We start from the raw sequence: 8,021 nt of genomic DNA on the forward strand, positions 1-8,021 counted from the left end.
TCCTTATTCTGGAGGAATATAATGTATATCCGAGTATTGTTTCTGGCTATGATCACGTTTGCGGCGGCAGCTCCTTCTTTCGCCCAACAACAGTGTAATGCAAACATAACGGCAACAACTGGTCATCTGAAGACGGTTGATACAACAAATGGCACTGTTTCTGATAATAAAACCAAGCTGATGTGGAAATCCTGCCCGGAAGGATTCACCTATTCCAATGGTGCCTGTACAGCGTCAGGAACAACTTCTTATGCGTGGAGTGATGCACTGACTCTGCCGCCGGCGCAAAACGCATTAAACAACGGTTCTGGATTTGCAAACAAAACTGGCTGGCGGCTGCCGAATATCAAGGAGTTGCAGTCCATTGTGGAAGAGAAATGCCAGCTTCCAGCTCTCAATCTGTCAGCATTTCCAGCCGCAATTGCAACTGCATGGTCTAATTCTCCGGCAGTTGATGCGCTTCTAGCTAATTCTTCATGGTATATAGATTTTAGTACACAGTATGGTAACACAATGGTCAATGGACGACTGAACAAATCTGGTGTGCGTCTTGTCCGCGACTGTCCTGAGTGTAACTGAGTTTTCTGGAGCATGAGAAAGAAAAAGCAGCCTGTCCATTCGGAGGCTGCTTTTTTTATGCCGGACACCAACAAAGGGAAACTGCGGCTTCTATTCCCTTGAGAAATTGCTGTCTTCAGTTTCTTCCACTATCTGCTCATTCACCTGATAATAGGTGTGGCCGAAAACAGCAGCTGATGCCTTGTAAACATAGGTGAGTTTGATCTTCCACTGTTCTTTTTGCTCCAGCTTGAATTCAGCAGGCACCTGCATTTCGGTCAGCTTTTTCTTGAGCTGATCCTTGACCATGTCAACTTCGTACTTCTTGATTTTATTGGCGTGCTCGTGCAGTGTCTGCCTGATTGATTTTTTCTGAATCATAATCGAGCCGATCTGCCATGACGGCACACAGATTATGGCCAGAACCACCACAATTAGTATATTGCGAACCATTTCTTCATCCTCCTGCGGCTGATTGTTTGGAAAAAATTTCCTGCCTTTTTTATTATACTAGCAAGCTGATATCTTTGCAAAAGAAAATTTGCCGCTACTATGAAGCCTTGACAAAGCAAGTTTGCTTCGGCAAATAGAACGTTGACGAAAAAATTTCATGGCCGCCATGCCGAACATCACTGACAAATTGAAGCCGGGGGTGAGCCGCTCCATTCATTTTTTTGCCGCGCCGTTGATCTGGACGGCGGTTGGCATCATGCTGATGGAACGCGGCCTCGGCTGGATGGGGCTGCATGTGACCTTGCGCCTGCTGCTCATCGCGCTGCTGATCGGCACGGCCAAGTCGCTGACGGTGCTGGATAAAACTGCAAAAAAAACGTTGCGCCGTATCATGGGCTTCAGCGACAACACCTGCCTTGGCGCGGTTTATCCGTGGAAAACGTGGCTGCTCGTCGTCCTGATGATGAGCTGCGGCATCCTGCTGCGCGTTTTTTTCAAGCCCGGCCCGCTCCTCGGCGCGGTCTATTTCGCCATCGGCTGGGCCTTGCTGCTGTCCAGCCGCCACGGCTGGGCGCAGTGGCTGAACTGGCTGCGCCGCCGCTGATTTTTCCTTTTTTCTCCGCGCAATGTCCCTGTCTGTCGCCGAATTGTACCACCGCGCCGCCGCAGTGGTTGACCTCGCCTGCATCAGCCACAACCTGCATGTGGTGCGGGAAAAAGCTCCGGGCCGCAAGATTATCGCCATGATCAAGGCCAATGCCTACGGTCACGGATTGACGCGGATTGGAGCGCATCTGGCGGCAGAAGGCGTTGACTATCTCGGCACCGCCTTTGTTGAAGAAGCCTTGGAGCTGCGCAAGGCGGGCATCACCACGCCCATCATCACCTCCGGGCCGTTCTCCAAATTCCAGATCGGCCTCTTCATTGAAAACCAGATTGATTTCACAGTTGGCTCAGTTGACGCGCTCCAGCTCATCATTGAGTCCGCAGCGTTTTATAAAAAACGGGTCAATCTTCATCTGAAGATTGACACCGGCATGATGCGAATCGGCATCAGGCATTCTAATGCCGACAAGCTCTTTCTGGCAGCCTTGCAGGCGGAGAAATTAGTCAATGTGGTGTCTGTGTTCTCGCACTTCGCCAATGCCGACAGCGACGACCTCAGCTTCGCCCGCCTTCAGCTCGAACGCTTTGCAGAAGCGGTTCGGTTTTATGAACGGCACAACGCGCCCAAGCCGCTGCTGCAAATCGCCAATTCCGCCGCCATCCTGCGCCTGCCTGACAGTCAATTGGACATGGTCAGGCCGGGCATCATGCTGTACGGATGTCATCCTTCACCGCACACTGCGGCAGAGGCGCAGCTGCGGCCCGCCCTGTCGTTGCGGGCCAAGGTGATGTATTTCAAGGTGATTTTGAAAGGAAGCACGGTCGGCTACAGCAGAACGTGGACTGCACCGGAAAACTGCCGGGCGGTCACATTGCCGGTGGGTTACGCCGACGGCTATTCACGTGGCCTGTCGAACAAAGGGCAGGTGCTGCTGCGCGGCAGAAAATATCCGGTGGTCGGCACGATCTGCATGGATCAACTGGTGGTCAATATCGGCGGCGGCGAGGCCTACAACGGTGATGAGGCGGTGCTGATCGGCAAGCAGGGCGATGAAATCATCACTGCGGACGATCTCGCCGCGCAGCTCGGCACCATCAGCTACGAGGTGCTGACCAGCATCAGTCAGCGGGTGCCGAGGATTTACATTAATGAGCGGCTGGATGAGCGAATCTGGCCGTGAATTCGTAAGGTGTAAGTTCCGTGAAGAACTTGAATTTGGGGTCACCGATAAGCTATGTGAATGGTTTCATTTTCTCAGAACGTGTAATGACGGGTTTTGCGTAAAAAGCCCAACGCGGCAAAAAACAGAAAGGGAGTCAGCTCGCTTGAGCTAACTCCCTGATATTGCATCGCGTCCCCAACCGGATTCGAACCGGTGTTGTCGGCGTGAAAGGCCGACAACCCTATTGATTTTCCGTTGTTTTTGAGGGGTGTTGTTGGGCTGCTGACCCAACGGAAAACCCAACAGCACAACCGCCTGTTTTAATTCAAAGTGAGAAAAAGGAAGAGCTTTTTCTTCCTTTTTCTCACAGGCTCTTTCCACCATGACCAAGGGCGACTGTCAAGACTGGGTGCCTCAAAAAAATGACGGCTGTTTGTCATTTTTTTTGGGGCTGTCTTTACAGTTGACCGCAGCGTCATGGTACAGCGTAGCGCACTTGTCTTGCTCCCCTCGTCACCTGAGACTTCTTTGGATGACTGCCGCAGACCAGAGCCATTTTTTTTGTTTCTTTTTTTTGTAAAAAAAGAAAGCAGGGTTTGGGGCGGCAGCCCCATGCCTGCTCAGATCACGAATCATTACGCTTCGGCAGTTCAATCAGCTCAATTTCCTTTACCGCCTTGAAATCATCCTTATTGACTGTAGCCACTCTACGGATACCATTATCCAAGCCAATGCTCATGATTTCAAAGTCATGAATCTTCAGCCCCCTCGGCCTGTATTTTTTCAGCAGCTGCTCCAGCACCTTTCTTGAACTGCCGCTCGGATACAGCACCGTGAAGTTTTCCAGCAGGTCTTCAAGAAGCAGCAGCGCATCCTCAACAGGCACAGGCGCAACCGCGCCGCGTGTCAGCACCACAAGGAATTCAGAAAGATTCTTTGAGGTCGTGAAGAGGGAATATTCCGAATTCCGCACCACCTGCTCCGCCGCAGAATGAAAGATGGAGTCCTCGTCCACGGCATAGACGAGGATGTTCGTATCAACCAGTATCCTATTCATAGGCGGTCTGCCTCATGTCCATCTTGTCGAACTGACCCCGCAGGCGCATCGTGCGGTGCCGCCTTCCTGCCGCCTCAGCTTTGACCGCTTCGATGTATTTCCGCACCTGTTCCAGCAACTCATCCGGGAGCGAGTCAATCTCGCTCATTATTCTCTCTTTCACTGTCATAGCCCGTTCCTCTTTAAAAAGAATCAAGTGAACGCAGCTCAGTATGGATTTTACCTCCAACTTTGCTGGTCTCTTCCACTTGGCTGATTTTGTTATCCGCGACTTCTGTTTTAATTCCTCTTTCCACAATAGCGAGTACGCCTTTAGAAACACGATCTATTTTCTTAGCCTTTATTTTGCTGCCATTTTTTAGACGCACTTCATACCACAAAATTTCTTTGAGCGGAACTGTCTCGACAGGTTTCATAGTCACCACAGTGGAATTTTCGCCACTTTCTATGTTGCTGTAATGATTTACGCCTCTATCATCAGTCCATTTGCGAATTTTTCCGCTATCAGCATCTTGCTCTCTGTAAGAGCTTTCTTTTTCAGGGTTGAATTTATTGATATCTTGCAGCACAGCTTTTCTCTGCGATTCCTTTTTGTCCCATTCTTTCCTTTTTTTATCTGTATTTTCAAGGGGTATATCTGTGTATATCATTTCTACATACGGGTGTGTTGCGGGATCACGTATTTCTACAGAATTGTTTTTATCAAGCATATACAAACAGTTGTAATTCATAAGTGTAAAAATAGGCATTATATTTTTTATTTTTGAGACAGGATTTTTATCTTCTATAATTTTTATCAAAATTTTATAGAATTCATTAAAGTTTTCATAATCATTTTGCCATTTTATTTTAATTCTCATTAATTTGTAGTCACCTCTTGTTAGTTCCAGCGATATACTTGCCTTTTTATTTAAAAGATTATCATTATAGCTATACAAAGTTTCTCCACCTGAAATTTTTATATTATTATTTTCTGCTATCATTATTATTTGTTTTATATCCATGCCGGATTCCCAGATATCAAACTTGAAAGCGTTTGCCAAAGACGTATTGAAAGTAAGAATTGTTACAGAAATAATACCAATTATTTTCTTCATAGTCCGTTTCTTTCACGCAACTGTTTCAGGTATTCTTCGATATTGATCGGCGGATTTTTTGCGCCGCATCCACTCCTTAAATACTGGAAAAGCCTCTTCAATCGTGCATTGAAACCAGTATTCCTTTCTCGGATCATTTAGCTTCAGCTCATTCAGCCATTCCTCCAGCAGCAGCAGATATTCGTTGCTTAGAGAAATCGTCGCTCCCAGCTTCTTCGGGCCTTTCCCGGTCATAATCCATTCGGTCGAAAGGCCGTATTCGATGGCTATCTGGTAAGCCCATTTGACGGAAAAATCATCTTGGCTTTTCTTCTTGGACACGTAAGGTTGTGTTGTTCCTAAGAAATTTGCAAGCTCGCTAATATTTTTTATACCCGTTTCACGTTTCACGCGGCTGAGTATTTCTTCAAAAATCATCTATACTATAATTGTATACTTTTCCTCTTGACATATGTTTTTCATATAGTTTATATACATAATATATGAAAAACATATGGACCTTAAATATTTTCATTCCCAACCGACCAGCATACCAGACATAGGTCAAAGAATCAAATGGATTGCCACCTGAGCTGCCGACCATGCCAACCCAACACCCAGCCCAACGCCGCCATGAAAATCGCCGTCACCGCTCTCGCCGTCCTGCTCACCGCCTCTCCCGGCCATAGTCAGACCACTGGCAACTGCTTCCACATCACCACAGAGGAAGAACAGAAAGCAGGTCAGCCAGCCATCGCTCCTGCCGATTATTGCAACAAAGAGGACGGTGAACTTTGCTTCCGCCAGAAAGGCCCGGATTCTGTTCATCCTGATTACACAAAGGACACCAAGTTCGTCCCTGTTGACCGCTGCAATAAATACGATCAGTTTGATGGTGGAAAATGACCATGCCAACCCAACACCAGCCCAACGCCGCCATGAAAATCGCCGTCGCCGTTCTCGCCGTCCTGCTCACCGCCTCTCCCGGCCATAGCTCAGAGATATTCGCAAGAGCTATTCAGCCAAAAGAGGCTGCCCAGCCTCAGCAGAAAGTGATTTTGCTTGAGAGGATTTCTTCATCTTGCCTTCTCGGCGACGAATGCCCGGAAACGAGAACCGAGAAGGATGAATTTGGGCAATTAAAAGGAAAGCCTCGGGTTCTTCCAGCACTGCTTTCCCTTGGATGGCGTGTTGTTTCTTTTACTCCAGTCCACGCTGAGGAGCCTTACACCAAAAATCCTGCTGAATTTCCTTCATCGTATCTGCTCCTTGAGAAGAAATGACCATGCCAACTCAACACCATCCCAACGCCGCCATGAAAGAGACAACGCCTGCGCCCAGTGCCGCCCCTGATCATTATTGCCCGCGCTGTGGCTGGTCAACGGTTGATGACCAGAGTTATTGCAAACTTCGGCATCTTGGTCTTTAGAATCCAAATATTGCGATGAAAGAGACAACGCCTGCGCCATATCCAACGCCAGCTCAACGCCGTATGCTTGATTATGGCAAGCGCACTGCCGTTGTGCATTTGGAGCCTTGCCCCTTCTGTGCCTCTCCTGCTGTTATCAGTGGTGAGTTTGTTGGATGCCCTGAATGCGAAATTGGCTTTTCCTGCAAGGATAATAATTTTGATGATGTCGGTATATTAGCATGGAATCATCGGCCTTGCATTTCAGGAAAATGACCATGCCAACCCAACACCAGCCCAACGCCGCCATGCAAGAGACAACGCCTGCGCCCAGCACCGCCCCTGAATGCCGCTATTTTGGGCGGTGTCCGATCTGTGGAACAAATCCAACGGTTTCTCGGGTTTTCGATGGTCAATTAAATGGTTGGCTCGTTCAGGGCGATATATCAGTTGGTCTTCATAAGCCATGTAGTTTCTGTAATTTTGAACTTCGCTCTGACGTGTTTTCTACTTTTGAAGACGCGAAAAAGGCTTGGTGCTGGAAAGTTTCAGGATTTCAAAGAAAATATAAAGAATTTTTTAATCGTATTTTAATATTTCATTTGACTCTTGCGTTTATTTGTATGACTTGTGGAATATTAGGAATAATAGATTTTTTTTAATAAATAAGAAATGACCATGCCAACCCAACACCATCCCAACGCCGCCATGAAAATCGCCGTCGCTGCTCTCGCCGTCCTGCTGCTTGCTGGTTGCGATCCAGAATATGATGAACATGTACGTGAGCAAAAAAGATTAGAACTTTCACGTTCTATTGATAGAGCACGGGCTGAATGTCTTAGAAACGGTGGCTCTTTCAAAGTCAGTGTTGATGTTAATTTGCGTTCTGTACTCTCGTCTGGATCGTTTCAGACTGAATGTGTGGTTTCTCCTAAAGAAGGAAAATGACCATGCCAACCCAACACCAGCCCAACGCCGCCATGCAAGAGACAAAGGAGACAGGTAAATGATCACAATCTTCACCGGTCGCGCCGGTACTGGCAAAACACTTCATGCGTATTCTCTCCTTATTAGCAAACATCAAAAAGGCAGAGAAACTTTCACCAATATCCGCGACACTTCTAACGATGTGTTTTCATTTGTTCCTGGTGAATCATCTCCAGAAGCAAATAGCCTGCCGAATCTTTCCGAATTCTATCGTCATATAAAGCCAGGCTCTTTCGTTGTGATAGATGAGTTTGACCACCTTGTCAGCGAAATAGACAGAGATGCTTTTTTTGATATCTGGTTTCACCAGCATCTTTTTTCCGGGACAGAATTGATCCTGATCGGACAAAGTCAAACTCGCATAGCCAGTTTCTTCCATCACTCCGCCGTTGATAGCGCAATTCATAAGTCAGTGAATCCGATTTTTCTTTTTCGGTTTTCACTTTTTTCATTTCCATTCATTGGAAAGGTTTACAGAATAAGAAAATATGCTGTTGATACAGTTTATCTCGAGTTTGGTCTTGAATCTCAAAGTCGCAACTTCAGATTAGATTCTCTTGATGTTTCCATATACTCCATTTATCGGACGATAAAACAAATCAGTTCCTTTTTACAGAATAAATCATGAAATAACATAATCTCAATTGCTCCCTGACATCCTCTGCCTGAATCGGCATTGTACTCTGCGCCGCGCTGATCTCCAATGCAGAAGA

General features: G+C 47.1%; 15 protein-coding genes. 9 read left to right on the plus strand and 6 right to left on the minus strand.

What is annotated here, in order from left to right; all coding sequences use genetic code 11:
- The first annotated feature begins 21 nt into the window (after positions 1-21).
- Positions 22-579 (plus strand): DUF1566 domain-containing protein, encoded by a 558-nt coding sequence (locus ACNKH6_RS07480; RefSeq protein WP_417914925.1) that lies wholly within the window; start codon positions 22-24, stop codon positions 577-579.
- 90 nt (positions 580-669) lie between these two features.
- Here the strand turns inward: ACNKH6_RS07480 and ACNKH6_RS07485 are convergent, their stop codons facing one another.
- Entirely contained in the window at positions 670-1,011 is a 342-nt protein-coding gene (locus tag ACNKH6_RS07485) for a hypothetical protein (protein ID WP_417914926.1), read from the minus strand.
- 157 nt (positions 1,012-1,168) lie between these two features.
- Between ACNKH6_RS07485 and ACNKH6_RS07490 the strand changes: the two genes are divergently transcribed.
- Together ACNKH6_RS07490 and alr are read left to right on the plus strand one after the other, a co-directional pair.
- Positions 1,169-1,615 carry a hypothetical protein gene (locus ACNKH6_RS07490; RefSeq protein WP_417914927.1) on the plus strand — a complete coding sequence of 149 codons (447 nt, stop codon included), beginning with the start codon at positions 1,169-1,171 and terminating at the stop codon, positions 1,613-1,615.
- Between the two features lie 22 nt (positions 1,616-1,637).
- The gene (gene alr, locus ACNKH6_RS07495; protein ID WP_417914928.1) at positions 1,638-2,798 is read left to right on the plus strand and encodes an alanine racemase; all 1,161 of its coding nucleotides are present in this window, start codon (positions 1,638-1,640) and stop codon (positions 2,796-2,798) included.
- A gap of 607 nt (positions 2,799-3,405) precedes the next feature.
- Here alr and ACNKH6_RS07500 read toward each other — a convergent pair.
- The 4 genes from ACNKH6_RS07500 to ACNKH6_RS07515 are packed head-to-tail and all read right to left on the minus strand — an operon-like array spanning position 3,406 to position 5,351.
- Complete coding sequence (locus ACNKH6_RS07500) at positions 3,406-3,837, minus strand: type II toxin-antitoxin system VapC family toxin (RefSeq protein WP_417914929.1); 432 nt, start codon at positions 3,835-3,837, stop codon at positions 3,406-3,408.
- On the minus strand, positions 3,830-4,006 hold the full coding sequence (locus ACNKH6_RS07505) for a hypothetical protein (RefSeq protein ID WP_417914930.1): 177 nt from the start codon (positions 4,004-4,006) through the stop codon (positions 3,830-3,832). Before ACNKH6_RS07505 ends, ACNKH6_RS07500 begins: the two co-directional genes overlap by 8 nt.
- A gap of 13 nt (positions 4,007-4,019) precedes the next feature.
- Positions 4,020-4,934 (minus strand): hypothetical protein, encoded by a 915-nt coding sequence (locus ACNKH6_RS07510; RefSeq protein WP_417914931.1) that lies wholly within the window; start codon positions 4,932-4,934, stop codon positions 4,020-4,022.
- 12 nt (positions 4,935-4,946) lie between these two features.
- Positions 4,947-5,351, minus strand: a complete 405-nt coding sequence (locus tag ACNKH6_RS07515) for a helix-turn-helix domain-containing protein (RefSeq protein ID WP_417914932.1) — start codon at positions 5,349-5,351, stop codon at positions 4,947-4,949.
- Between the two features lie 138 nt (positions 5,352-5,489).
- Here ACNKH6_RS07515 and ACNKH6_RS07520 point away from each other — a divergent pair, with 138 nt between their 5' ends.
- The gene (locus tag ACNKH6_RS07520; protein ID WP_417914933.1) at positions 5,490-5,819 is read left to right on the plus strand and encodes a hypothetical protein; all 330 of its coding nucleotides are present in this window, start codon (positions 5,490-5,492) and stop codon (positions 5,817-5,819) included.
- A 2-nt stretch (positions 5,820-5,821) separates the two neighbouring features.
- Positions 5,822-6,196: a hypothetical protein gene (locus ACNKH6_RS07525; protein ID WP_417914934.1), complete on the plus strand. Its 375-nt coding sequence runs from the start codon at positions 5,822-5,824 to the stop codon at positions 6,194-6,196.
- On the opposite strand, the gene ACNKH6_RS07530 is transcribed toward ACNKH6_RS07525, so the two are convergent.
- Positions 6,167-6,388: a hypothetical protein gene (locus tag ACNKH6_RS07530; protein WP_417914935.1), complete on the minus strand. Its 222-nt coding sequence runs from the start codon at positions 6,386-6,388 to the stop codon at positions 6,167-6,169. The genes ACNKH6_RS07525 and ACNKH6_RS07530 overlap by 30 nt on opposite strands.
- A 17-nt stretch (positions 6,389-6,405) precedes the next feature.
- Here ACNKH6_RS07530 and ACNKH6_RS07535 point away from each other — a divergent pair, with 17 nt between their 5' ends.
- Genes ACNKH6_RS07535 through ACNKH6_RS07550 form a run of 4 tightly spaced genes read left to right on the plus strand, consistent with a single transcriptional unit; the run spans position 6,406 to position 7,936 of the window.
- Positions 6,406-6,597, plus strand: a complete 192-nt coding sequence (locus tag ACNKH6_RS07535; protein WP_417914936.1) for a hypothetical protein — start codon at positions 6,406-6,408, stop codon at positions 6,595-6,597.
- Between the two features lie 2 nt (positions 6,598-6,599).
- Complete coding sequence (locus ACNKH6_RS07540) at positions 6,600-6,983, plus strand: hypothetical protein (RefSeq protein ID WP_417914937.1); 384 nt, start codon at positions 6,600-6,602, stop codon at positions 6,981-6,983.
- A gap of 16 nt (positions 6,984-6,999) precedes the next feature.
- Positions 7,000-7,269 carry a hypothetical protein gene (locus tag ACNKH6_RS07545; RefSeq protein WP_417914938.1) on the plus strand — a complete coding sequence of 90 codons (270 nt, stop codon included), beginning with the start codon at positions 7,000-7,002 and terminating at the stop codon, positions 7,267-7,269.
- A gap of 58 nt (positions 7,270-7,327) precedes the next feature.
- Positions 7,328-7,936: a zonular occludens toxin domain-containing protein gene (locus ACNKH6_RS07550; RefSeq protein ID WP_417914939.1), complete on the plus strand. Its 609-nt coding sequence runs from the start codon at positions 7,328-7,330 to the stop codon at positions 7,934-7,936.
- The last annotated feature ends 85 nt before the right edge of the window (positions 7,937-8,021 follow it).

This window comes from Candidatus Electronema sp. JM, from assembly GCF_048287415.1.
Taxonomy (GTDB): Bacteria; Desulfobacterota; Desulfobulbia; order Desulfobulbales; family Desulfobulbaceae; genus Electronema.

Bases quoted from the DNA above. Each gene is read 5' to 3' on its own strand.
- ACNKH6_RS07480 (WP_417914925.1), top strand. From the start codon at position 22: ATGTATATCCGAGTATTGTTTCTGGCTATGATCACGTTTGCGGCGGCA.
- ACNKH6_RS07485 (WP_417914926.1), bottom strand. From the start codon at position 1,011: ATGGTTCGCAATATACTAATTGTGGTGGTTCTGGCCATAATCTGTGTG.
- ACNKH6_RS07490 (WP_417914927.1), top strand. From the start codon at position 1,169: ATGGCCGCCATGCCGAACATCACTGACAAATTGAAGCCGGGGGTGAGC.
- alr (WP_417914928.1), top strand. From the start codon at position 1,638: ATGTCCCTGTCTGTCGCCGAATTGTACCACCGCGCCGCCGCAGTGGTT.
- ACNKH6_RS07500 (WP_417914929.1), bottom strand. From the start codon at position 3,837: ATGAATAGGATACTGGTTGATACGAACATCCTCGTCTATGCCGTGGAC.
- ACNKH6_RS07505 (WP_417914930.1), bottom strand. From the start codon at position 4,006: ATGACAGTGAAAGAGAGAATAATGAGCGAGATTGACTCGCTCCCGGAT.
- ACNKH6_RS07510 (WP_417914931.1), bottom strand. From the start codon at position 4,934: ATGAAGAAAATAATTGGTATTATTTCTGTAACAATTCTTACTTTCAAT.
- ACNKH6_RS07515 (WP_417914932.1), bottom strand. From the start codon at position 5,351: ATGATTTTTGAAGAAATACTCAGCCGCGTGAAACGTGAAACGGGTATA.
- ACNKH6_RS07520 (WP_417914933.1), top strand. From the start codon at position 5,490: ATGGATTGCCACCTGAGCTGCCGACCATGCCAACCCAACACCCAGCCC.
- ACNKH6_RS07525 (WP_417914934.1), top strand. From the start codon at position 5,822: ATGCCAACCCAACACCAGCCCAACGCCGCCATGAAAATCGCCGTCGCC.
- ACNKH6_RS07535 (WP_417914936.1), top strand. From the start codon at position 6,406: ATGCTTGATTATGGCAAGCGCACTGCCGTTGTGCATTTGGAGCCTTGC.
- ACNKH6_RS07540 (WP_417914937.1), top strand. From the start codon at position 6,600: ATGCCAACCCAACACCAGCCCAACGCCGCCATGCAAGAGACAACGCCT.
- ACNKH6_RS07545 (WP_417914938.1), top strand. From the start codon at position 7,000: ATGCCAACCCAACACCATCCCAACGCCGCCATGAAAATCGCCGTCGCT.
- ACNKH6_RS07550 (WP_417914939.1), top strand. From the start codon at position 7,328: ATGATCACAATCTTCACCGGTCGCGCCGGTACTGGCAAAACACTTCAT.